This window comes from Ruminococcus sp. B05, assembly GCF_003628495.1.
In the GTDB taxonomy this organism is placed as follows: domain Bacteria; phylum Bacillota; class Clostridia; order Lachnospirales; family Lachnospiraceae; genus Schaedlerella; species Schaedlerella hominis.
This window is the reverse complement of record NZ_RBZR01000001.1, coordinates 638,141-663,242: the sequence shown is the minus strand read 5'-3', so window position 1 is coordinate 663,242 and position 25,102 is coordinate 638,141. Positions and strand designations below refer to the sequence as shown.

At 36.5% G+C, this 25,102-nt stretch carries 26 protein-coding genes; 23 read left to right on the top strand and 3 right to left on the bottom strand.

What is annotated here, in order from left to right:
- Positions 1-27 precede the first annotated feature (27 nt).
- From D8Q48_RS17405 to D8Q48_RS02865, 9 genes are all read left to right on the top strand, one after another.
- Entirely contained in the window at positions 28-189 is a 162-nt protein-coding gene (locus D8Q48_RS17405; RefSeq protein WP_243116202.1) for a hypothetical protein, read from the top strand.
- Positions 190-276: 87 nt separating this feature from the next.
- Entirely contained in the window at positions 277-510 is a 234-nt protein-coding gene (locus tag D8Q48_RS17400; protein ID WP_243116201.1) for a hypothetical protein, read from the top strand.
- Positions 511-679: 169 nt separating this feature from the next.
- Entirely contained in the window at positions 680-982 is a 303-nt protein-coding gene (locus D8Q48_RS02900; protein WP_130647807.1) for a hypothetical protein, read from the top strand.
- Positions 983-1,072: 90 nt separating this feature from the next.
- The gene (locus tag D8Q48_RS02895; protein WP_121055329.1) at positions 1,073-3,148 is read left to right on the top strand and encodes an AAA family ATPase; all 2,076 of its coding nucleotides are present in this window, start codon (positions 1,073-1,075) and stop codon (positions 3,146-3,148) included.
- The gene (locus D8Q48_RS02890) at positions 3,135-4,460 is read left to right on the top strand and encodes a hypothetical protein (protein ID WP_121055327.1); all 1,326 of its coding nucleotides are present in this window, start codon (positions 3,135-3,137) and stop codon (positions 4,458-4,460) included. The genes D8Q48_RS02895 and D8Q48_RS02890 overlap by 14 nt, the downstream gene beginning before the upstream one ends.
- Positions 4,461-5,086: 626 nt before the next feature.
- On the top strand, positions 5,087-5,425 hold the full coding sequence (locus D8Q48_RS02880; RefSeq protein ID WP_130647806.1) for a hypothetical protein: 339 nt from the start codon (positions 5,087-5,089) through the stop codon (positions 5,423-5,425).
- A 204-nt stretch (positions 5,426-5,629) separates the two neighbouring features.
- Positions 5,630-6,634: a hypothetical protein gene (locus D8Q48_RS02875; RefSeq protein ID WP_121055321.1), complete on the top strand. Its 1,005-nt coding sequence runs from the start codon at positions 5,630-5,632 to the stop codon at positions 6,632-6,634.
- A gap of 209 nt (positions 6,635-6,843) precedes the next feature.
- The gene (locus tag D8Q48_RS02870; RefSeq protein ID WP_121055319.1) at positions 6,844-7,737 is read left to right on the top strand and encodes a hypothetical protein; all 894 of its coding nucleotides are present in this window, start codon (positions 6,844-6,846) and stop codon (positions 7,735-7,737) included.
- 156 nt (positions 7,738-7,893) lie between these two features.
- On the top strand, positions 7,894-8,628 hold the full coding sequence (locus D8Q48_RS02865; RefSeq protein ID WP_121055317.1) for a recombinase family protein: 735 nt from the start codon (positions 7,894-7,896) through the stop codon (positions 8,626-8,628).
- Positions 8,629-8,786: 158 nt separating this feature from the next.
- On the opposite strand, the gene D8Q48_RS02860 is transcribed toward D8Q48_RS02865, so the two are convergent.
- Together D8Q48_RS02860 and D8Q48_RS02855 are read right to left on the bottom strand one after the other, a co-directional pair.
- Positions 8,787-9,296 (bottom strand): zinc-ribbon domain-containing protein, encoded by a 510-nt coding sequence (locus D8Q48_RS02860; RefSeq protein WP_121055315.1) that lies wholly within the window; start codon positions 9,294-9,296, stop codon positions 8,787-8,789.
- Positions 9,297-9,320: 24 nt separating this feature from the next.
- Positions 9,321-9,827 (bottom strand): zinc-ribbon domain-containing protein, encoded by a 507-nt coding sequence (locus D8Q48_RS02855; RefSeq protein ID WP_121055313.1) that lies wholly within the window; start codon positions 9,825-9,827, stop codon positions 9,321-9,323.
- A gap of 159 nt (positions 9,828-9,986) precedes the next feature.
- Between D8Q48_RS02855 and D8Q48_RS02850 the strand changes: the two genes are divergently transcribed.
- From D8Q48_RS02850 to ilvC, 11 genes are all read left to right on the top strand, one after another.
- Complete coding sequence (locus tag D8Q48_RS02850) at positions 9,987-10,295, top strand: helix-turn-helix transcriptional regulator (protein WP_172696942.1); 309 nt, start codon at positions 9,987-9,989, stop codon at positions 10,293-10,295.
- A gap of 441 nt (positions 10,296-10,736) precedes the next feature.
- The gene (locus D8Q48_RS02845) at positions 10,737-11,219 is read left to right on the top strand and encodes a tRNA (uracil-5-)-methyltransferase (protein WP_121055309.1); all 483 of its coding nucleotides are present in this window, start codon (positions 10,737-10,739) and stop codon (positions 11,217-11,219) included.
- The gene (locus D8Q48_RS02840) at positions 11,216-11,662 is read left to right on the top strand and encodes a hypothetical protein (RefSeq protein WP_121055306.1); all 447 of its coding nucleotides are present in this window, start codon (positions 11,216-11,218) and stop codon (positions 11,660-11,662) included. Before D8Q48_RS02845 ends, D8Q48_RS02840 begins: the two co-directional genes overlap by 4 nt.
- Before the next feature lie 318 nt (positions 11,663-11,980).
- Positions 11,981-12,187 (top strand): excisionase, encoded by a 207-nt coding sequence (locus tag D8Q48_RS02835; protein WP_121055378.1) that lies wholly within the window; start codon positions 11,981-11,983, stop codon positions 12,185-12,187.
- An 81-nt stretch (positions 12,188-12,268) separates the two neighbouring features.
- Positions 12,269-13,513: a site-specific integrase gene (locus D8Q48_RS02830; protein WP_121055303.1), complete on the top strand. Its 1,245-nt coding sequence runs from the start codon at positions 12,269-12,271 to the stop codon at positions 13,511-13,513.
- Between the two features lie 225 nt (positions 13,514-13,738).
- Complete coding sequence (locus tag D8Q48_RS02825; RefSeq protein ID WP_121055301.1) at positions 13,739-14,212, top strand: low molecular weight protein-tyrosine-phosphatase; 474 nt, start codon at positions 13,739-13,741, stop codon at positions 14,210-14,212.
- 75 nt (positions 14,213-14,287) lie between these two features.
- The gene (locus D8Q48_RS02820) at positions 14,288-16,111 is read left to right on the top strand and encodes an ABC-F family ATP-binding cassette domain-containing protein (protein ID WP_121055300.1); all 1,824 of its coding nucleotides are present in this window, start codon (positions 14,288-14,290) and stop codon (positions 16,109-16,111) included.
- Between the two features lie 134 nt (positions 16,112-16,245).
- Positions 16,246-17,169: a sugar phosphate nucleotidyltransferase gene (locus tag D8Q48_RS02815; protein WP_117989848.1), complete on the top strand. Its 924-nt coding sequence runs from the start codon at positions 16,246-16,248 to the stop codon at positions 17,167-17,169.
- Between the two features lie 62 nt (positions 17,170-17,231).
- Positions 17,232-18,254 (top strand): UDP-glucose 4-epimerase GalE, encoded by a 1,023-nt coding sequence (gene galE / locus D8Q48_RS02810; protein WP_022076101.1) that lies wholly within the window; start codon positions 17,232-17,234, stop codon positions 18,252-18,254.
- A 198-nt stretch (positions 18,255-18,452) separates the two neighbouring features.
- Positions 18,453-18,950, top strand: a complete 498-nt coding sequence (gene ilvN / locus D8Q48_RS02805; RefSeq protein WP_117989849.1) for an acetolactate synthase small subunit — start codon at positions 18,453-18,455, stop codon at positions 18,948-18,950.
- A gap of 125 nt (positions 18,951-19,075) precedes the next feature.
- On the top strand, positions 19,076-20,095 hold the full coding sequence (gene ilvC, locus D8Q48_RS02800; RefSeq protein WP_117989850.1) for a ketol-acid reductoisomerase: 1,020 nt from the start codon (positions 19,076-19,078) through the stop codon (positions 20,093-20,095).
- A 161-nt stretch (positions 20,096-20,256) separates the two neighbouring features.
- Here ilvC and rpsT read toward each other — a convergent pair whose 3' ends face one another.
- A complete protein-coding gene (gene rpsT, locus D8Q48_RS02795) occupies positions 20,257-20,520 on the bottom strand; it encodes a 30S ribosomal protein S20 (RefSeq protein ID WP_117989851.1) in 264 nt (87 codons plus the stop codon).
- A 217-nt stretch (positions 20,521-20,737) separates the two neighbouring features.
- Between rpsT and gpr the strand changes: the two genes are divergently transcribed.
- The 3 genes from gpr to D8Q48_RS02780 all read left to right on the top strand — a co-directional run bounded on the left by gpr (position 20,738) and on the right by D8Q48_RS02780 (position 25,088).
- Entirely contained in the window at positions 20,738-21,712 is a 975-nt protein-coding gene (gene gpr / locus D8Q48_RS02790) for a GPR endopeptidase (RefSeq protein ID WP_117989852.1), read from the top strand.
- A 110-nt stretch (positions 21,713-21,822) separates the two neighbouring features.
- The gene (spoIIP, locus tag D8Q48_RS02785) at positions 21,823-23,004 is read left to right on the top strand and encodes a stage II sporulation protein P (protein ID WP_117989853.1); all 1,182 of its coding nucleotides are present in this window, start codon (positions 21,823-21,825) and stop codon (positions 23,002-23,004) included.
- A gap of 161 nt (positions 23,005-23,165) precedes the next feature.
- Positions 23,166-25,088: a DNA gyrase subunit B gene (locus tag D8Q48_RS02780; protein ID WP_117989920.1), complete on the top strand. Its 1,923-nt coding sequence runs from the start codon at positions 23,166-23,168 to the stop codon at positions 25,086-25,088.
- Positions 25,089-25,102: the final 14 nt, after the last annotated feature.

The window sequence follows — 25,102 nt, the reverse complement described above, 5'->3', positions numbered from 1 at the left end:
AGCCTCTTTTTGACGATAGGAGAAGAAATGGAAATAGGACATTTTTATTATATTGATGATCAATACTTTAAGGATTTTCCAGATTCTTATTTGATGCAGAATAAGGAAAAGGTAAATGGACAGTTACATGATAGACCATGCTTTTATGCATTCCAGGATAGTAATAAGCAGCTGTTTTGGATGATATGATTTTCATCACAGACTTCTAAATTTAAAGTAATCTATAATAAGAAAATGCAAAAGTATCATAGGTGCGATACAATTGCTTTTGGAGAAGTGATTGGTCATGAGAAGGCATTTTTGATTCAAAATATGTGCCCGATTACAGAAAAATATATGAAAAATGAGTATCTGGACTCTGTTGCCAATATACTAGTTCGTGTTGATGGTAGACTGGAAAAGGAGTTAAAGGATAAAGCAGGAAAAGTTTTAGCATTGCAGAGAAAGGGAGCGAAGTTGATTTTTCCGGATGTCCTTAGTATAGAACAGGAATTATTAAAATATATGTAAATATCTATGTTGGATAAAGAGAGGTGTCTTTCCTAGTGGCAGGCATCTTTTTTTATTTAAAACCGTGTGGTGTATCATGGTTGGAGGCGAGATATAAGTCCAGGAATCTGAATCTTACAGCGAAAACAATTGAACTTTACAAAGAGGTAGAGTGAGAGGAATTGGTTATATGAAAGTAATATGTCCAAAATGCAAATCAGAACATACAGCACCGATTATGTATGGGTATCCCACACCAGAGGCTTGGGAGGCTTCGGAGCGCGGAGAGATTATCCTTGATGGTTGTATGGTATTCCCTCACCAAGAGGACTATGGCTGTTTGGATTGTAATCATAGGTGGTCATTGGATTCTCTGCCGGCTAAAGCTATTAAGAAAATGCGTATCAGAGTGTTTGAGCAAGACCTATGTACGATTGATATGGCACATGCATGGGTGTACGAGATCTATGCAGATGGAACTGCAAGAAAATAGTGTTAGCACCACTTAACGATTGTGGGTGTCAAAACATCTGTTTAGTGATATAATGAACTTTACATATTCGTTTAAATGGAGGTGCTTATTATGGCAGTCCCAAAAGTTGACGGACAATTTATAGTAGAGGCTATTAAATATATTGATGAGAATGGAGTTCCTTGGCATAATACGAGTACCAAGTATGAGCTTGTATGGGAAAACGGTAATACCTATCCACCAAAGTATGTCATCGCAGTAGCAAATCATTTGCAGAATGGTGTAGAGATAGATGTATCCGGATATAATGCTGCCGAAGCAAAAAACTATCTTACTACAAAAGGATATGAGATTCAGATTAAGCAGACAAAATACGAGATTACTATAACATCAGATTCTGTTACTTCTACTGATGATTCATTCACTATGGATAATATTAGTGCAGGAGATGTGTTCAAGCCTTTGGATGCATCATTTGTTGCTGCCGATGGAACTGTTATCAAAAGAAATTATGGGAAAGGTGAGAGACGGAATACAAATCAAACTTTACCACGTATTGCGTTTCAAATTTATGAAAAACAGATTGCAGCCTTGCCAGTAGAAGAAAAAGAACAGTTTCCAATTTGTCAATACGCTCCAGATAAGGAAATGATTCGTGGAATTTATTACAGCAAGGACGAAGCAAAAGCACACAATATAAATCCGTTCAATACAATGTCGTATGATTATGATGATGGCAGACAGTTTATAATTTATTCATGGAATATCTTTACAACTCTTAGATTTGTTCAGGAGTGTTTGACACGTTTCGGTAATCCGGGAGATTCCTTCAAATTGGTTTATCGTGAGAAGTACGATAAGGAAAATGCAGAGGAAGAGGCAGCAGTTGTAGAGAAAGTAAAATCAGCAGAATTTAATGGCTATCTGAATCCATATTCTACTATGCTTGTGGAATCTAAGAACATTATATTCCGAGGTGCTCCAGGAACTGGAAAGACTTATCTTGCAAAAGAAATTGCTACTGACATTATTAGCAATGGCTATTTTGATGATTATACGATGCTCACAGATGAGCAAAAGCAACAGGTAGAGTTTGTCCAATTTCATCCAAGTTATGACTATTCGGATTTCGTAGAAGGACTCCGTCCAAAGACGAATGAAGATGGTTCTATGGGTTTTGAATTGCAGGATGGCGTGTTTAAGAAATTCGTGGATAAGGCTAGAAGAAACTATGAGAATTCTAAAAAGTCCACAGAGGTCATTGCAAATGAATTATCTGTTCAAGAAGCAATGAAAGAGTTCTTTGATGATGTGGACACAGGAAATAACACATTCAAGACCAAAACGGGTACAGAATTTACAATCACAGATGTCGATGATGAGCATATTTATCTTTCAATACCACAAAATGCATCCATCAACAGTATCCGATTGAATATTTCTGAAATTAGACAGATGTTAGAGTCTGGAAGAGAATTTAACAAATTAAAAGATATTACGGAATTTTTCGATATCAATTTTACACAGCAGAGATATTCCTACAATCTTGTTATTTTTAACGAGATTCAGAAAAAGAAAAAGGCTGCAAAGATTATAAGACAGGAAGAGTTGAAGAAATATGTATTCATCATTGATGAGATAAATCGTGGTGAGATATCTAAGATTTTCGGAGAGTTGTTCTTTGCTGTTGATCCAGGATACAGAGGTGTGGCAGGAGAGGTTTCCACCCAGTATGCAAACCTTCATGCTGATAGTAATGAAAAATTCTATATCCCAGACAATGTTTATATCATTGGTACGATGAATGATATTGACAGATCTGTAGACAGCTTTGATTTCGCTATGAGACGAAGATTCCGTTTTGTGGAGCTTCGTGCAGATGAGCGCCTTGAGATGCTTGCTAACTTGAACAACGAAGAGAAAGAGGCTGAGGCAATTGCCAGAATGTCAGCTTTGAATGTAGAAATTGCAGCAACAGAAGGTCTGAATGAAAACTATCAGATTGGTGCATCCTATTTTTTGAAGCTGAAGAATATTGACTTTGACCAGTTATGGTCAGATTACCTACATCCGTTGTTACAGGAATACATAAATGGTATGTATGATGAAGAAGGCATTATGGAGCGATTTAAGAAAGCATATAACCAAGGGAAGTCGGATGGAGTTGATGTAGATGAGTCGAATTAAAATAAAAGATAATTCGAGAATACCTAAGGCGTCATTGTCTGGCATATCACTTCTGACAAGCAAAATTGCAGATAAAACTTTGGAGCAGTTGGAGAATGAAGGGATATTTGTATTCCCGGAAATTCTTAGAGATGCAGATGATATCACAAAAGACCAGATGATTTTACAGAGTGTAAACAATTATTATTTGTCGAGCAATGTCATGGGCTTCATGGGACTTGGAGATGAGAAGCTCATAATTGAATCAAGATTTAGTGGTAACGGGCAGGACTTCCTGTTTCAATATTTGCTTGAGAGAGTATTTGATGTCCCGAATATTGTTGATTTGGAAACAGATGCGAACAATGATGATCGGGTTTTCAATCTGCTTGTTTTTATCTTCCCACATTACTTGAAGAGTGCCATGCGTAAGGGCGTCTTTAAGACTTATGTGAGAAAAACATACAATGACAGCAATGTTAAGGGAACGATAGATATAGCGAGACACATTGTTAAGAATACACCATTTGTTGGTAATGTAGCATATTCGCAGAGGGAGTATTCCTTTGATAATGATTTGATGGAATTAATCCGTCATACGGTGGAGTTTATCAAACATAAGCCATACGGACATAAACTGCTTGTACAGGCTAAGGATGAGGTCAAGGATGTTGTAGCGGCCACTCCTAACTACGAGATGTGTAACCGACAGAAGATTATCGATGCAAATAAGACCAATACCATTAGACACGCATATTACCGAGAATATTGTGAACTGCAGAGCTTATGTCTACTTATCTTACAGCATCAGAAACATCAGATTGGAATGGGAAGCAAGAAGGTATATGGATTGCTCTTTGATGGCGCATGGCTCTGGGAAGAGTATATGAATTCGATTGTGGACGAGATTTTCTATCATCCGATGAACAAAGCTATAAAAGGTTCTCAGCGTTTGTTTGACCATAATCGCGGATTTATCTACCCAGACTTCATCAGCAGAGACTCAGGGGCACGAGTGATTGCAGATGCGAAGTACAAACCGATTGATAATATTGGAAACAAGGACTATCTGCAGGTATTGGCATATATGTTCCGATTTGATGCCAAGAAGGGATTTTATTTTTATCCTGAAATTGGAGAGGAAGAAGATGCTGTTATGTGGCTCAATCGTGGTTCGACTTATGAGAAGAATGTAGAGGTACGAGAGGATATTTGTCTCATCAAGCACGGATTTCAGATTCCGACCGGGATAGATGTATATAGTGTTTTCACAGAGCAGATGCGATGTAATGAAATCAAATTCCTTGATGGAATTTTAACGTCCGTGAAATAGGAAAAATATACCTTTTAACGATGCACCCCCTCAGTTTAGAAATACTCCAAAGGGGGTGCAAAATCCAGAGTAGTAATCCTGAAAATTTTGACTACGATTTTACTACGAATGAGGGGTGTGAATTGCACCGTTTTGCCGTATTTTGCAAAATCGGCACTTAAAATGTAACTTTTATAATAGAAGAAACAAGTCGGAAAAACGCCCCAAAACAGGGCATTTCTTAGCATTTTGAGAGGAGAAAATATTATGATTAGAGTTTTATTCATCTGCCACGGCAACATCTGCATATAATCTCAAAAAACCTTATTTTTCAAGCGTTTTCAAGGATTTTTAGCTTATGTTGTGCCAAGTTCGTGCCAATTGCTGTGATATAGTGTTGAGATTAAAATGTGATACTAACATGCAAATATACTGATTGAACATATTGACAAATTCGGAAAAACTGATAAGATAAACATAATTAAAAACAAACACAACAATTGTATTTTCAGTGCCTTGTCAGAAGGCACTTACAGCAACTAACTAATTGAAAATACATATACGGAGGTATCCCTAGGTGGGAGTCTGTGTATGTGCTTCAGTTAGTTTTTTTTATTGCAAAAAAAGGAGAAAAGGAAGGAAAAGACATGAGTAAAACTGAATATTGTTATCCGAATCAAAGAAAAATTAGTATTCACAAAGGAAGTTGCGACAATGGGGAGCTGTATACAAAAATTGGTATTCAATCTATGAATCATGCAATGAAAGACTTAAATGGAAATGCATACAAAATGTGGTGTTATTTGGCACAAAATCAAAATAAATATTCGTTTTGGCTATCGCCAGTAGATGTTTGTAATGTGACAAAAATGAGTGAATCAACATATCATCGAGCATTTAAAGAACTTGTAGATAAGTTGTATTTGAGTCGAAATACAGAAAAAAGGAATCAATATGATTTCTATGAAAATCCGCATATGCATTGAAAAATGCTGATATGGATACATAAAGTAGTCAATTTGAATGTGTTATAGTAACAAAAATGAATAGACAAATATAATAATATATTACATATATAATTATACGAAAAATGGCATTTGCAGATATTAAAGAATGAACGTATATTGAAATTTATTGATTGAATTCGTAGTTTTGATAGTTAAAGTACGGAAAGGAAACGGTATAGAAGGATGGAAAAAATAGTATATAGGTCAGGTGTAAATACATTTTACGAGCTGGACAATGCATATAAATTAGTGGATCGGAAGGGGAAGTTTGCTATATTGGATAAAGATGAAAAACTGCTTATGAAAATTATAGAATTATTACAGGGCGAACGGTCGTTTTATTTTAACGAAGGAAATGGTGCATTCTATCTCAATATTTATGAGAATGGAAGGGGAAAGTACTACTGTTCTCTTAGGCAGTTGGTTGTTGCGTTCAATATGGATGGGGATTTTGAACAGAATCTTAATACAGTGAAAAATAATACTGTCCTATTAGTTAATGATAAGGAAGATTGGAACTTAAAAAGATCTAATCTTGAATTTACAGGAATAGACAATAATGTAAACACATTTTACTCGGATGGAAAAAATTTTTTTATTCGACATAATAAAACTGGATATGTTGTGAAAACTGATTTAGATAAAGACCTTAATGAGTTAATAAGGCAATATCGTTGGAGCTATAGTGAAGGATGCAAAACGTTAGGAACATTCCTGTCGGAAAGAAAAAATCAGTTTATTTCAATTCACAGATTTGTTCGTGAATATTTTGATCGGTGTAATGATAACATGGATATGGAATCGTGGAACAGAGTGATGAAAAATTTATCACATAAAGCAGAAATAAATGTGGATCATTTAGATTCTGATAAAACTAATAGTTGTAAAAATAATTTGGTCTGGATGAAAGCATGTGATAATATAAGAAAAGGAAATTTAACTAAAAAATTGAATCAAGATCCGTTTCATTGCAAAGTACTTGCTACTAAATACGGAATACGGATGGAAGCAGGATATGTTGCCGATGGAAATTATTTTAAAGTCATATCAAATTATGAGAATCCAGCTGATTTTGTAGAGGCACTTCGTCAGTTTTGGAAGTGTGGAGTTTTGTGTGATGATGCTGGAAAAGAATATAAATTGCCAAATATCCCATATGATTATTTTCGAGAAGTAAAAAGAATGTAAAAAACCTAGGAAATATCAAGTTATATGAAGAAATATATGTTCGAACATTATTGAAGCAAATATGAAAAAACGCTGGAGCTGAAACTGGCTATATAAGCTGATTTCAAAAAATTATATTAGAAAAGATGATAGTTCGAGAACTCTCGAACTAAAAATTGTTTTGATTTTGAATGTTAATAAGTATACTATCTATACGGGAGGAATATTAAATGGAAAAAGACTTGAAACAATTAGAAGATGAATTAAATGTAAAATTATATATTACAGAAGAGGGATGTGAATTACTTAATAATGTACAGCTTAAAATTACCAGAGAACGTGTTGCTATACGTGATGAAAAAGAAATATTGATTCCGGGATGTAATATATATTTTGTAAAAAATAAAACAATAGATGCTTTTGTAACAAAATTGGATGATGAGTATTATATTTTTGTGAACAGTGGAGTTATAGAAGAACAGAAAAAATATTTGGAGAAGCTAAATTGGAGTTTCATTTCGAATGAAACCCAACGAACAGAGTGGATTAACGATATTATAGAATATGGATTTTATTTCATTGTCTTCCATGAATATGCACATATTTTTTGTGGACATGTAGATGCTTGTCTTGATGATCCAACCGATAAGAAAGCACAAGAATGTGAAGCAGATATGTTTGCTATGGAGTATTTGGTTAAATATATTATGAATACGCAGTCGGAACAAGAATATATATTGGAAATGGAAAAGATGTTTTTGGCAATTTATTTCCAGTTTGAGAATATGCAACGAGAAAGATGGCAGGAATGGTATAATGACAAGATATTAGAAAATTATTATGATCCAGAAAAAGAAGCAAAGAGAAATCATCCATTATCAGCACAGAGAATGTTGTATTTATATGAAATGCTGAATATAGTGGTTGTTACCGATAAAATTGAATTGTTACCGATTAAAGAAAAAATTTTGGAAAAGATAAAGGTATTAAAAAGAATAGAAGGGAAAGAAATACCAAATCGAGAACTTGAATATGGAGTTGCAAAAGAATCTGTTCAAAAATTAAAAGAGTCTGTAAAAGAAATTCGGAAGAAAATTCCAAGGTTATCAGATGTTTCTGAATAAGAAATGATAATGTAATGAATAAAATACAACAAAAAATAACGTACAGCAAAAAACATAAAAAGAATTTTTGGAATCCTTGATTTTTTAAATTTCTTGAGATATACTTTTACCATAAAAAACAACGAACGTATTTATTTGTGGTAAAGGAGAAAAAGAATGTGTAAAGTCTATGGGTACTGTCGTATCAGTACGGCAAAACAATCAATAGAAAGACAGATAAGAAATATTTTGGCGATTTATCCAGAGGCAGATATTCGTAAAGAAATTTACACTGGAACAAAGTATCAGGGGAGAGCAGAACTTCAAAAAATATTAAAGACTGTAAGAAAAGGAGATACAATAGTATTTGATTCGGTAAGTCGTATGGCACGTAATGCAGCCGATGGGACAGCACTATACTTTGATTTGTATGATAGAGGTATCAGTCTAGTCTTTATCAAAGAGCGACACATAGATACTGAATCATATAAAAAAGCATTAGAAAGTGCTGGAATACAAATTGAATCAGACGGAACAGCAGAGGGCGAATTGGTTAATGATATATCAAAAGCAATAACTAAATTCATGAAAGCGAAAGCTAGTGCAGATATTTATAAAGCATTTGAACAGGCACAAAAAGAAGTTGATGATTTACATGAAAGAACTAAGGAAGGCATTGAGACAGCACGAAGGAACGGGAAAGTGATTGGTGGTTCGGCTACTAAAGGAAAGAAAAAAGTAACAAAAAAATCTATTGAAGCCAAAGAAGTTATAAAAAAACATTCTAAATCTTTCGGCGGTACATTGGGAAATTCAGATGTTATGAAACTCGCTGGAATTACCGAACCAACCTTGTTAAAGTATAAAAAAGAAATTAGAGAGGAATTGATCTCTAATGGGATGATGGAATAAAGTTTAAGCCCAGGCAACTTGCCAGGGCTTTTATTGTGCGAAAATTATTTTGAAATTGAGACAGGGGTGTATTTACATTTTTATAGTAATTCGATGTGAATTTATTCTGGTTCGAGGGCTATCTCAGTCTGTAAGACTGTAATAGAATCATCGAGCATTTATCCTTTGGGTTTCCATTTATGACCGCAACTTCCGCAGATGTTTACAACTTTACCACTTCCGATAAATCCTAGCAAGACGGAATATCCACGGGTTATCGTGGTCACGCACGTAGAGCCACATTTCGGGCATTTAATGACATTTTTGTTTATTGGCGGCTGTATAGAATCTATGCGTCCATTTCCAACCCTTTTATATGATCCGTCAAATTCTTTTGGCACAGCATGAGTTTCTAACATAATATTTAGAATTTCTTCTGCTCCATATATAGAGATAGTTTGGCATTGACCAAAAATCCAACCTTTTAATTTTTTCTGTTCATCAGGAGTCATTGTTGGGAAATCGTCAATCTTATTTAACGCTTCACGAAGATCACGGGGTACACCGTCAATCAGACAGAACCCGTCTGGTACGTCTTCGACTGTTGGTAATGGGAAACCGCAATGTGTACATTGTTTCGATTTATCAGATATTTCCTTGCTGCATTCAGGACATTTTATAAGTGCCATAATTCAACCTCCGTGTTATATATTTTACTTTGCGGGATTCCATTTGTAACCACAATTTTGACATACATTGCGTGGACGGCCAGAACCTAAAAATCCAGTAAGCAAGGAATATCCTCTATTTATGGTTGTGATTGCAGTTGATTTGCATTTCGGGCACACAATTTGGTCTTTTGATTTTGGTTGTATATTATTTTTCATTGATAACAATAATTTATATGCGTTGATTTCTTCTTCTGTGTAAGAATTTATTTGATATATTTCTGGTACTGTACCTGGATTATTTTTTATTAAGTCTATGATATTGAGGCAATTTTTTATGCTTAACCCGGTTGCGCCTTTCAGTTTTAGGAATGCATCTTTATATTTGCCATTATCTACAAATTCTATTGTTGATGATAAATCGTATTCTTTTTCGGAAATGATACATTTTTTGTTTATGTCTATTGTCTCCAATGGAAAACCGCAGTGTATACATTGTTTTGATTTGTCGGATATTTCTTTTCTACATTCTGGGCATTTAATAAGTGCCATGATAATTCCCCCTCCTATTAGTTGCGTATATTAGAATAATAGTGCTCATGATGATACTATTTTCATTCTACTGCCATGTTACACTTAAGTCAACGTGTTGGTTCAAAGATTTTGAACAAAATAAAAGGTGTTGGACTTTACTTGGAAGGAGATGACAAAATGACCTTTAATGAATGTGGATTTCAAGAACGAATAAAAGCATTGAGGAAACAAAAGGGTTATACGCAGCAACAGTTAGCGGATATTTTTTGCGTCTCCAAATCAAACGTAAATTACTATGAAAAAACGACAAGAGCACCTTCGCCGGATATCTTTTTGAAGTATGCAGATGAGTTTAATGTATCAATAGATTTCTTATTTGGTAGAGAAAAGCCGTCAGGGAATGCGTTGGATGTATCTGGTTTATCAGAAGAAGAAATTGCGATGATTCAAAATATGATTGATACATTGAGAAAAAAGAATAAGTAATTTAGAGTCTGTTTTATTCAGGCTCTTTTTTTGTGTGTGGGGGGGGGAATATGATAATTAGGCACGATTATGAGATGATATTAAAAAAAATTATTTTATTGTAAAGACGGAAGAAAAGAATATATGCCCCGATTGTAGTCAGACAATGAAGATAATCGGCAGCAGGAAGCGAGCAGTTAAAAATATATTGGGCGAACGGTATATACTTAGTCTTCGCCGGATGCGATGTGAAACGTGTAATGTGATACACACAGAGATCCCGGATTGTATTATTCCATATAAGCAATATTCAAAGGATGCAATCAATACGGTTATAAAAGGGCAGTGTGACTATTACCTGATGGAAAATAGCACAGTTTTTCGCTGGAAGAAGCAAAACATACCTGAGTTGCAATGACAAAGGTATATCCGACTGATAGGATATAAAGCCGGAGGTGCATGATGAAACGAAAAAAATGTTTTCTTATCATATGTTGTTTATTGTTACTTTTGCTGTGTAGCTTTATCATAGTATTCTTTTTTAAAGGGACAGGAAATAAAATACTGTTACCCAAAGATAATAGTGCCGAGGAATGGAATGGCGATCAAAAATTACCGTCCGGGGAAAAGTCGGATGAAAAAACTATCAAAATTCCTGGCATATCCTCTCTTGTTTTTATAGCAAATCAGAAGGAGCAGAAAGTTAATTTTTACAATCCTAAAGAGAATACATGCCTTTTTCGTATGACACTATATATAGAAGAAAACCCATATTGGCAATCTGGATATATTGATCCGGGGAAAGGGTATTATAGTATAGCACTTGATAATGTATTGAAATCCGGTGATTATAATGGGTATTTACTGATTGAGTGTTTTAAAGATAATGGTACAGCTTTAAATAATGCAAAAGTAGAATTTCAGTTAAAGGTGGTAGACGAATGAAAAAGAGATTAATAGGAATGATGATGGCTTTTTCGCTGTTGGCTGGTTCTGCAATATCGGTATCGGCAGCAGAATTAACGCAGGATGGAGCAACGGCAGATGTACAGGTTGAATATGATAATCCGAGTACGTTTTGTGTGAATATCCCGGAAAGCATCAATTTGAATAATTTGGACGGGTATAGATTCACAGCTAGTATGATGAACATCACAGAGTCAGAAAAAGTGTGTATTTATGCGCCGGAAGAAGCTGTTCAAATGACAAATGAGATGGGGGCAGTAGGTACGGCTCATTTATATAGTAATGATAGTAATGCAGTTGCTACATTTATGTCTGGACAAGTTGAGTCAAGTAATGTGATGTACAACATGTTTGATGGGCTTTCCGCAGGTCATTACACAGGTACAGCGACATTCACAATAAGACTTGAATCAACTAAATAACAAAGCGAAACAAGAGAGGGAAAGGCGTGCCAATGTGTGCGCCTTTTTGAATATTACTTGAAATATGCACAAAAAACAACATAAAATTTCATTTTTATTTGTTGAGTGTGACATTGTTGACTTTTTCAGAAAACGTGATAATATAACAGCAAATAAGAAGATATATGTTGCTTTGAACCTTTGAATTGAGTGGAAAAGCAATTTCAGCAATCTATTAAAAAAAACGAAGTTCACACAACTTTTTTGAGTTGAGAGTTTCGGATTTAATAGGTTGCTTTTTTATTGCGAAAAGACAGCCTGAAAGGAAAAGGTACAAAAATGGAAGCAAGAATGGAAATACCAATCTGGGAAAAATATACATTATCAGTTGAAGAGGCAGCAGCATATTTCAGAATCGGAGAAAACAAGCTAAGAAATTTAATCCTAAGAAATAAAAATGCAAAATATCTCCTTTGGAACGGTAACAGAGTCCAAATCAAAAGGAATTTATTTGAAAGGTTTATTGATGAAACAGACACGATTTAGCGTATGGACTGAAGAAAAAAGCCGTGATATACTAACACTATCATCACTATATCACGGCTCTTAGGGGAAAGGAGATAAAAAATGAGCGAAAAGAGACGTGATAATAAAGGAAGAATTCTTCATGATGGAGAGAGACAGGAAAAAGATGGGAGTTACACATATAGATATACCGATTGTTACCAGAAAAGGCATAAAATTTCGAGTTGGAGATTAACGGATTCCGATGTAACACCGCCGGGCAAGAAGTTCAAAAAGTCATTGAGAGAGCAAGAAAGAGAGATTCAAGTTTTGATTGCAAAAGGAATTTATAATGATGGAACGAATGTAAGAGAATTAGTTGACAGATATATTTCAACTAAAACAGGTGTGACACATAATACGAAAGCTGGTTACAAGACTGTACAGAATATGCTTGAAAAGGAAAATTTTGGAAATCTTAGAATTGACAAAGTGAAGTTTTCTGATGCGAAACTCTTTTTAATCGGCTTGCAGAAAGCAGGAAGAAGTTACAGTTCTATTCATTCAGTCCGTGGAGTATTACGCCCGGCGTTTCAGATGGCTTTAGAAGATGGAATGATTCCGTACAATCCATTTAATTTTGAGCTTGCAAAGGTACTGATTAACGATAGTGTACAGAGAGAAGCGTTATCGCCCAAACAGGAAAGAGATTTCTTGAAATTTGTAAAAGATGATCCACATTTCTGTCGATATTATGAAGGAATATATATTCTATTTAAAACTGGTTTGCGAATTAGTGAATTTTGCGGTCTGACACGTTCCGATATAGATTTTAAGGAACATACATTAAGTATCAATCATCAGTTGCAGAGGACGAGAGAAGGAGAGTATATTGTTGTTCCGACCAAGACAAATGCCGGAACTCGACTGCTGCCAATCAGGAAAGACGTAGAAGAATGTTTTCGTACAATTCTTGAAAAGCGAGTTGCACCACAGACAGAGCCAATGATAGACGGTCATATTGGATTTTTGTACCTGGATAAGAATAATATGCCGATGATTTCGTTGCATTGGGAAAAGTATTTTCAGCACATTTGTCAGAAGTATAATCGTATCTATAAAGTGCAGATGCCAAAGGTCACGCCCCATGTTTGTAGACATACATATTGTACGAATATGGCGAAAACTGGCATATCTGCGAAGACTCTTCAATATTTGATGGGGCATTCCGACATTCAAATAACGCTAAATGTGTACACGCACATCGGATTTGACCATGCGAAAGAGGAGCTAAATAAGATGCCAAACATAGAAAAAGAGCTGAAATCTAGCACCAGAAGGAACGGCAGAAAAGTAGCTAATCTGTAGGGTATAATCCTTGCAAACTGTGGAATTTTTCAAAATTCTATGCCATCGAAAAACGGCAGTATGTCAGGATTGGCACAAACTTTTTATTTTGTGCCAAATTTAGTGCCAATCGACCGAGAAAATATGATAAATTTTAAGAAGAAATAAGAGAATGAGAAAAATAGAAAAGTCCTGGAAACGCCCTATTTATAAGGCTTTAAGAAGATTTAAGGAGTTATAAGAACAATGATAAAAATACTATTCATCTGCCACGGCAATATCTGCCGTTCTACCATGGCAGAATATGTTATGAAAGATTTAGTTAAAAAATCCGGTCTGGAGGATTCGTTTTACATTGATTCCGCAGCTACCAGTCGGGAGGAAATCGGCAATCAGATCCATCATGGAACACGCCGAAAATTACAAAAAATGGGAATCCCTTGTGGAGATCACAGGGCACGTCAAATGAAAAAATCAGAATATGATGAATTTGATTATATCATCGGAATGGATCGTGAGAATAGAAGAAATATGATGCGGATTTTAGGAGCAGATCCAGAGAACAAGGTTCAATTGCTTTTGGATTTTACAGATTCTCCGAGAAGTATTGCGGATCCATGGTATACAGGTAATTTTGACATTACTTACGATGATATAAAAGAAGGATGCGAAGCCCTTTTGCAATATATTACAGAACATGATATGATAAGTGAGCGTTAGCAGAATAGAATGGAAAAGAATACATAACTTTTCATAACTGTTGACGTAAAAGAAACTTAAGCAAGAGGATTTTAGATGAATGTTTTAAATATTGAACATGTTAGTAAATTATATGGAGAGAAAAAGATTTTTGATGATGTTTCTTATGGAATTCATGAAGGCGATAAGATTGGAATTATTGGAATCAATGGAACCGGAAAGACGACATTATTAAAAATTATTGCCGGATTGGAAGAACCTGATGAGGGACAAGTAATCCGCCAGAATGGATTGCGTGTAACATATCTTCCGCAGAACCCGGAATTTCCAGATGGAGCAACTGTACTGTCTTATGTCGCTGATGGAAAATTGAGTCAGGATTGGGCAACGGAAAGTGAAGCTAAGACAGTGTTGAATAATTTGGGGATTACAGAGCATGATGCTTTGATCGAGCATTTGTCGGGAGGACAGAAAAAACGTGTTGCACTTGCGAGAACGTTAGTAAATCCGGCGGATGTACTGATTTTGGATGAGCCTACGAACCATATTGATAATGAGATGGCTATATGGCTGGAGGATTATTTGAATCGATTCCGTGGTGTTGTAATTATGGTTACACATGATCGATATTTCCTTGATCGTGTAACGAACAAGATTTTGGAGATTAGTCATGGCAAGCTTTATTCTTATGTGGCGAATTATTCAAAGTTTTTGGAGATGAAGGCGCAACGAGAGGAGATGGAACTGGCAACGGAGCGAAAGCGACAGAGTGTACTTCGTATGGAATTGGAGTGGGCGAAAAGAGGATGCCGTGCACGTTCAACAAAGCAGAGAGCAAGATTGGAAAGATTGGAAGCTTTAAAGGCAGGGAAAGCACCTGTTACAGATCAGAATGTAGAGCTTGATTCAATTGGAACGCGAATGGGGAAAAAGACGATAGAGCTGCACCATGTAAGTAAGAGTTATGGAGAAAAGAGGGTAATCGACGATTTTGATTATATCGTGTTAAAGAATCAGCGTTTAGGGATTATCGGACCGAATGGGTGTGGAAAGTCTACATTGATGAAGATTATCACAGGAGTAATCCAACCGGATGCAGGTGAAGTTGAAATCGGAGATACAATTAAAATCGGTTATTTCGCACAGGAAGTCACAGATATGGATGGCAAACAAAGAGTGATTGATTACATCAAAGATGTGGCCGAGTATGTACCGACAAAGGAAGGGCGGATTACGGCTTCGCAGATGCTGGAGCGATTTTTATTTGATGGGGCAATGCAATATACTCCGATTGAAAAATTGTCTGGTGGAGAGAAGCGAAGATTGTATTTATGCAAGGTTTTGATGGAATCTCCGAATGTATTGATTCTCGATGAGCCGACAAATGATTTAGACATACCTACGTTGACTATTTTGGAAGATTATTTGGATTCATTTTCTGGAATTATTATTACGGTATCCCATGATCGATATTTTTTGGATAATGTAGTTGAGCGAATTTTTGCATTTGAAGGAAATGGAAAATTAAAACAGTATGAAGGTGCATATACGGATTATCTGGAAGCAAGACAGAGAATGGGAGAAACCGGAAGTAATCAGGGAAATGGTTCCGGAAAAGTGATAAATACACCGAAAGAAAAGAAAAATAATGCGAAAGAATGGAAACAGAATCAACCGGTGAAATTAAAGTTTAGTTTCAAAGAACAACGAGAATATGATATGATAGATGACGAGATTGCTGAACTGGAAGAGAAAATTGAGAATCTGGATGCAGCAATTATGGAAAATGCAACGAATTCTGCAAAGCTTTCAGAATTGATGGGAGAAAAATCGGAGGCGGAAGCACAGCTTGAAGAAAAAATGGATCGCTGGGTGTATTTGAATGATTTGGCTGAAAAGATTGAAGCGCAGAAAAAATAGCATTTGTGTTACAAAAGATATAGACGGCGTGCAACAAAATTACATAAATTTAACGTATTATGCACGTTTCGTTTATTGATTTGAAAATATAGTCGAAGTATACTGATTACGATGAAGGATGGAGGAAGATAACAATGAAGAAACCTGTATTAGTAATTATGGCAGCGGGTATGGGCAGCAGATATGGTGGATTAAAACAGATTGATCCGGTAGATAATGAAGGACATATTATTATGGATTTTTCCATTTATGATGCGAAGCGTGCCGGATTTGAGAAAGTGGTATTCATCATCAAGAAAGCAATTGAGAAGGAATTTAAAGCGGGAATTGGAGACAGAATCAGCCAGTATATGGATGTCGAGTATGTATATCAGGAACTGGATACACTGCCGGAAGGATTTGAAGTTCCGGAGGGACGCGTAAAACCATTTGGTACAGGACATGCAATTTTAAGTTGTAAAGATGTAGTGGATGGACCATTTGCAGTAATTAATGCAGATGATTATTATGGCGTACATGCATTCCAGGAGATTTATAATTATTTGACTGAAAACGAAGATGATGAGAAGTATCATTATGCAATGGTAGGCTACATTTTGTCTAATACATTGACAGAGAATGGATATGTTTCCAGAGGAATCTGTGAGATGGATAAGGATGCATTTTTGACAGGAATCACAGAACGTACACACATAGAGCAGCGTGATATGGGCGTACAGTTTACAGAGGATGACGGGCAGACATGGGAAGATATTGCGGCAGATAGTATTGTGTCTATGAACATGTTTGGATTTACAGCAAGTATGTTAAAAGAACTGGAATGTCGTTTCCCAGAGTTTTTGAAAAAAGGATTGGAAGAAAATCCTATGAAATGTGAGTATTTCCTTCCATCTGTAGTAAGTGATCTGATCGAGGAAGATAAAGCAGATGTTAAAGTCCTGCGTTCAGAAGACAGATGGTATGGAATTACATATAAAGAGGACAAAGAAGCTGTTGTTTCAGCAGTCCAGAAGTTAAAGGATACAGGTGTTTATCCACAACATTTGTGGGAAGCATAAGCATGGATCCAAATTAAAGATTTTATGTTTGACAGCATTGAAAAAGAAAGGATGAAAAGATTATGGCAATTTTAGTAGCAGGTGGAGCAGGATATATTGGAAGCCATACTTGTGTGGAACTTCTGAATAGAGGATATGAAGTTGTTGTTATTGACAATTTGTATAATTCAAGTGAAGTGGCATTAGAGAGAGTGCAGGAGATTACAGGAAAATCTTTGAAGTTTTATGAGGGGGATGTCCTTAATCGAGAAGATCTGGATCCTATCTTTGAAAATGAAAATATTGAAGCGGTGATTAATTTCGCCGGATTAAAAGCTGTTGGTGAGTCTGTTCAGAAACCTTGGGAGTATTACCACAACAATATTACAGGTACACTGATTTTGACAGATGTGATGAGAAAACATGGATGTAAGAATATTATTTTCAGTTCTTCCGCAACAGTATACGGAGACCCTGCGGAGATTCCGATTACAGAAAATTGTCCAAAGGGAGAGATTACAAATCCATATGGAAGAACAAAAGGGATGTTAGAGCAGATTTTAACAGATTTATATGTTGGAGATCCAGAGTGGAATGTGATGCTGCTTCGTTATTTCAATCCAATCGGAGCACATGAATCAGGAAGAATTGGTGAGGATCCAAAGGGTATTCCAAACAATTTGGTACCATATATCGCACAGGTTGCAGTAGGTAAGTTGAAATGTCTTGGTGTATTTGGTGATGATTATGATACACCGGATGGAACAGGCGTACGTGATTATATTCATGTAGTTGATCTTGCGGTTGGCCATGTGAAAGCAATTGAAAAGATGAAAGGACAGACAGGAGTTCATATCTATAATCTTGGAACAGGTGTTGGATACAGTGTTCTGGATGTTGTGAAAGCGTATGAAAAAGCCTGTGGAAAGAAAATTCCATACGAGATTAAACCTAGAAGAGCCGGTGATATTGCAACATGTTATTGTGATGCAACAAAAGCAAAGGAAGAGCTTGGCTGGGTAGCAGAGCGTGGTATTGAAGAGATGTGTGCAGATTCATGGAGATGGCAGTCACACAATCCGAATGGATACAGAGACGAAGAGTAATAGGTAGTTAAAAACTATGAGTGGTTGTCAACGAAAGTTGGCAGCCACTTTTTCTATTGGGATGTGTACGAAAAAACTTTTGAGAAATAATGTAGAAAGTGTTGACAAAAACAAGTATAGTTGCTATTATAAAAAAACAGAACGCACTCTGTTTTATAAATAAAACAAAATAGCGTTTGTGGGAAAGTGGGAGATACTATGAGAAGACAAGTATATTCTTTACTCGTTGATAACAATCCGGGTGTTTTAAGTAGGATTGCAGGATTGTTCAGCAGACGAGGCTACAGTATTGACAGTATCACAGCAGGTAGAACTGCAGATCCAAGATTTACCAGAATTACGGTAGTGACATCGGGTGATGAATTGATTTTGGAACAGATTGAAAAGCAGCTTCGTAAACTTGTAGATGTGAGAAGTATTAAGAAATTACAGGATGAAGATTCTGTGTATCGTGAATTGATGCTAGTTAAGATTAGAGCGAATTCAAAACAAAGAAGTGAAGTCGTTTCTGTTGCAGATATCTTCCGTGCGAAGATTGTTGACGTAGAGCAGGATTCGCTTATGATTGAGCTTACTGGAAATCAATCAAAATTGGAAGCATTTTTAAATTTGCTGGATGGTTATGAGATTTTAGAACTTGCAAGAACCGGAATCACAGGATTGTCAAGAGGAAGCAAAGATATTACATATTTATAATCCTTATAGAATATCGAGGTAGGGATTGCAGCATTTTTTAATTTAGAAGCTAGAGGTTTAAAAGCCTTTAACTAGATACAAATCAGTCGGGATATTCCGACGTGAAATTTTAGGAGGAATGGCAAATGGCAGCAAAAATTTATTATCAGGAAGACTGTAACCTTTCAATGTTAGAGGGAAAAACAATTGCAATTATTGGATATGGTAGCCAGGGACATGCACATGCATTGAACCTGAAAGATTCTGGATGCAATGTTATTATCGGTCTGTATGAAGGAAGCAAATCTTGGAAGAAAGCTGAAGAGCAGGGACTGAAAGTATATACAGCAGCAGAAGCAGCTAAGAGAGCTGATATTATTATGATTCTGATCAATGATGAGAAACAGGCTGCACTTTATAAAAAAGATATCGCACCAAATCTGGAAGAGGGAAATATGTTAATGTTCGCTCATGGATTTAATATTCATTTCAATCAGATTGTACCACCGGCAAATGTTGATGTTACAATGATTGCCCCTAAAGGACCGGGACACACAGTAAGAAGTGAGTATCAGGTAGGTAAGGGAGTTCCTTGTCTGGTAGCTGTTGAACAGGATGCTACAGGTAAAGCTCTTGATATTGCACTTGCATATGCAGCAGGAATCGGTGGAGCAAGAGCCGGAGTTCTTGAGACAACATTCAGAACAGAGACAGAGACAGACTTGTTTGGTGAGCAGGCAGTACTTTGCGGTGGTGTTTGTGCATTAATGCAGGCAGGTTTTGAAACATTATGCGAAGCTGGATACGATCCAAGAAATGCTTACTTTGAGTGTATTCACGAGATGAAACTGATCGTTGATTTGATTTATCAGTCAGGATTTGAAGGAATGAGATATTCTATTTCAAATACAGCTGAGTATGGTGATTACATTACAGGACCAAAGATCATTACAGAAGATACAAAGAAAGCAATGAAAAAGATCCTTACAGATATTCAGGATGGTACATTTGCAAAAGACTTCCTGTTAGATATGTCAGAAGCAGGCGGACAGGCTCATTTCAAAGCCATGAGAAAACTGGCAGCAGAGCATCCATCAGAGAAGGTTGGAGCTGAGATTAGAAAACTTTATAGCTGGAGTGATGAGGACAAACTGATCAATAACTAATTGGAAAATTAGGAAAAGATAAGATTGGAATAAAAGGCATTGTTCTACAACAATAATAGTTGTAGAACAATGCCTTTTTATGTATTAGGAAGGTGCTTCTCTAATATAAAAAAACATCCGCCATGACGGTAGCGGATGTTTTAAAATCGTCTATATATTAATTAAGCAATGCTGTTTACAGATTTTGAAAGACGAGCAATCTTTCTTGAAACTGTATTTTTGTGGTATACACCTTTGCTTCCAGCTTTTGTGATTTCAACGATAGCAGCTTTGAGAGCTGTTTTAGCAGCCTCAACGTCTTTCTGTGCAACTGCAGCGTCTACTTTCTTAATAGCAGTTTTAACTTTAGATTTGATTGCTTTGTTTCTAGCAGCTTTTGTTTCGTTAACTAAAATTCTTTTTTTAGCAGATTTAATGTTAGCCAATCTGAGCACCTCCAAATAATAATAAATTTTCAAATGTAATAATATCTCAAGCGGATGATAAATCACCACTTTACTTGTCCACATTAGACTCGGACACGGACGTTCTAATGGAACATACTCGTTTATTTTATGCTAATAGGAAGAACTTGTCAATACATAATTTGAAAAATAATGTAAAAAATACAAGTAGAAAAAAGGAAAAGAGGAAAAATTGACGATGTTAGAAAAATATAATGTGAGAACCGATCTTGCGTTGGAAGAAAAAGAACGCTTTGAATCAGATCAGGTTGAAATTCCGGGAGTGATTTTAGAGGAAGAGTATGAAGACGAACTGGAGATTCAGATTACAAAGGTAAAAATCGAAACGGAAAACGGAGCTAAAAGCATGGGAAAACCAGTAGGAGTATATTTGACGATTGAAGCACCTAATATGGCAATGTCAGATGAAGATTATCACAGAGAAATTTCCGAAAAGCTTGCAAGAAAAATTGGGGAGATAATACATTTGCAGGAGAAAGAAATTTGCTCCGTTTTAGTTGTAGGACTAGGCAATCGTCAGGTGACGCCGGATGCACTTGGCCCGTATGTTGTAGATAATTTAAGAGTGACGAGGCATATTATGAAAGAGTATGGGAAATATGCAATGGAAATGGAAGAAAATGGAATTGTCAGCGCGATTGTGCCGGGGGTGATGGGACAGACAGGGATGGAAACGCTTGAGATTATAAAAGGCATTGTGTCAGAGACAAAACCAGATATGGTTATTGCGATTGATGCATTGGCTGCACGAAATTCAAAACGATTAAATCGAACGATTCAGATTGCAGATACGGGAATTCATCCGGGTTCAGGAGTAGGAAATCATAGGAGTGGTCTTACAAAAGAGACACTGGGTATTCCGGTAATCGGAATTGGAGTTCCGACAGTTGTAGATGCAGCGACGATTGTTAATGATACTATGGAAAACCTAATTAGTGCGCTGGAAACATCGGAGGTGTTAAAAGGAGTCGGAAATGTATTGCGAAGCTATAATAATAGTGAAAAATATGAGCTGATTAAAGAGTTGATATCACCACATTTAAATGGAATGTTTGTCACACCAAAAAATGAAGATGAGCTTGTAAAACAAATCAGCTATACTTTATCTGAATCGTTAAATATGCTTTTTACAGAAATGAAAACGAATAATTAAAAAAGTTATTTCATATATAAATATAACGGAAATATTGTGTGAATATGTCTAAGTATAAATGTCTGTCATTTAGATGCTGTTTAATATAGAAAGGAAAGGTCGTGGAAAATATGAAGATACCAAGGTGGGGGACAAAGGCGGCAGGTATTGTTGTGTTGACGTTGGTATTTTCATATGCTTGCGGAGGTATGAAACCGGGAGTAGCGATGATAAAATATCAATTCGATGAAATGTTGATACAACATCTTGGGACTATGTTTTTGCCATCCATTGTATTTGCAAGTGAACTGTCAGGAAAAAATGCTGCAAAACAATGGGTGCTTAAGAGTACGATGGGGTGGTTTCCGTTCATTGGGTATGTTACCGAACAAGGAGAATATAAGCAGGTGATGGAGGATGAAGATACAATTGCGAAGATTCTGGAGTGCCAGGCGAATGACGAAAATCATGTTGATGAAAAAGGAAGCCTGGTAACAAATGAAATTCAAGAGGAAGAAGTTGTGCCTGCACAGAGTCAACCGGTTCTTGATTTGTCGATAGAAAGATTAAGAGATTTTGATTATCTACTGAGTAATTTCTATATTGTAGACAGTTCAACAATGATTGGACCGGAGCAATTGAATGCGGACACATTGCTTAGTGAGAATATGAAAATAGATCAGAGCAGTCAAGGACCGAAAATTTTGATTTTTCATACGCATTCGCAAGAAACATTTGCAGACTCTATACCAGGAGATCCAGGCACCAGTATTGTAGGAATTGGAGAGTATCTGACACAGCTTTTAAATGCGAAAGGGATAGAGACAATCCATGACACAGGGGTTTATGATATTATCAATGGAAAACTAGATAGAAGTAATGCCTATGAAAATGCAGAGGCCTCTGTCAGACCAATACTGGAGGCGAATCCTTCCGTTGAAGTAGCAATAGATCTACATAGGGATGGAGTGGCAGAAGAGACACATCTTGTGACAGATATTGGAGGGAAGCAGACGGCGAAAATTATGTTTTTTAATGGACTTAGCCGAACCAGGACAAATGGTGATATTGAATATTTATATAATCCTTACATACAGGATAATTTGGCGTTTTCGCTTCAAATGCAGCTTGCCTGTGAACGGATGTATCCAGGATTTGCGAGACATATTTATTTGAGAGGGTATCGCTATAATTTACATTTACTTCCAAAATCTTTACTGATTGAGGCAGGGGCTCAAACCAATACAGTAGAAGAAATGAAAAATGCGATGGAGGTACTTGCTGTGACCCTGCAGAATGTACTGACAGGATAAAAATAGAAAAAGAACATATGTTTGTAAAATAGAGAAAAAGATATTGAAAAGTAATTGAGATTCGTGATAATATAAAGAAGTATGCCATGAGGCAGTCTGTGTCTGATGGAATAAGATCAAATTTCTGGAAAGATACAGGAAGCAAGAGAAGGAGAGAGGATATGGCGAATAAAAATACATATGATGCAGATAGTATTGCGGTATTGGAAGGGCTGGAGGCGGTTCGTAAAAGACCGGGTATGTATATAGGAAGTGTATCTACAAAAGGATTGAACCATTTGATTTATGAAATTGTAGACAATGCAGTGGATGAACATCTTGCCGGATACTGTTCTGAGATTCGTGTGACATTGGAGAAGGATGGTTCCGCTACGGTTGAAGACAATGGACGAGGCGTACCGGTGGGGATGCATCAAAAGGGAGTCTCAGCAGCGAGACTTGTATACACAACATTGCATGCAGGAGGAAAGTTTGACGATTCGGCGTATAAAACAAGCGGAGGTCTTCATGGGGTTGGATCTTCAGTCGTGAATGCATTGTCGACACATATGGATGTGTGGATTAGTAGAGAAGGGGCAATCCACCATGATGCATATGAGAGAGGTATTCCTACAATTGAATTGGAGAGTGGATTACTTCCGGTTGTCGGAAAGACAAGAAAAACCGGAACTAAGGTGAATTTTTTGCCGGATGATACAATCTTTGAAAAGACGAAATTTCGTGCAGAAGAAGTAAAGAGTCGTATGCATGAGACAGCCTATCTGAACCCGAATCTTACAATTGTCTTTGATGATAAACGTCCGGGAAGCGAAGAACACGTTGAATATCACGAACCAGATGGAATTATAGGTTTTATCCGTGATTTGAATAAAAAGAAAGAAGTACTTCATGATCCGATTTATTTCAAAGGAGAAGCGGATGGAATTGAAGTGGAGGCTGTTATTCAATACGTAAATGAGTTCCATGAAAATGTACTTGGATTTTGTAATAATATTTATAATTCGGAAGGTGGTACACATCTGACTGGATTTAAAACAACTTTTACAACAGTGATGAATCAGTACGCACGTGAACTTGGAATATTGAAAGAAAAGGATGCGAACTTTACAGGAGCAGATATTCGTAATGGTATGACTGCAATTGTATCGATCAAGCATCCGGACCCGCGTTTCGAGGGACAGACAAAGACGAAACTTGATAATCCAGATGCAGCAAAAGCAACTGGCAAAGTGACTGGAGATGAGATTGTTCTGTATTTCGACCGTAACCTGGAAACATTAAAGACAGTGTTGTCCAGTGCAGAAAAGGCAGCGAAGATTCGTAAGACAGAAGAAAAAGCAAAGACAAATCTTTTGACAAAACAGAAGTATTCATTTGACAGTAATGGAAAACTGGCGAATTGCGAGAGTCGTGATCCGAAGAAATGTGAAATATTTATTGTTGAGGGAGATTCGGCAGGTGGTTCAGCAAAGACTGCCAGAAACAGAAATTATCAGGCAATCCTGCCAATCCGCGGTAAGATATTAAATGTCGAAAAGGCAAGCATTGATAAAGTGCTGGCTAATGCAGAGATAAAAACAATGATCAATGCATTTGGATGTGGATTCTCAGAAGGATACGGCAATGATTTTGATATTACTAAATTGCGATACGACAAGATTATTATTATGGCCGATGCCGATGTAGATGGAGCGCATATTTCTACATTATTATTAACACTGTTTTATCGCTTTATGCCAGAATTGATTTATGAAGGACATGTGTATATTGCGATGCCGCCACTTTATAAGGCAATGCCGAAGAAGGGGGAGGAAGAGTATTTATATGATGATGCAGCCCTTGAACGTTATCGGAAAACTCATGAGGGTGGATTTACATTGCAGCGATATAAAGGTCTTGGAGAGATGGATGCCCAGCAGCTTTGGGAGACAACATTGGATCCGGAAACAAGACTTTTGAAATTAGTAGAAATTGAAGATGCACGTATGGCATCCAGTGTTACAGAGATGTTGATGGGGACAGAAGTGCCACCACGCAGGGCATTTATTTATGAAAATGCAACGGAAGCCGAACTGGATATCTAAGATGCCTGGAAGGA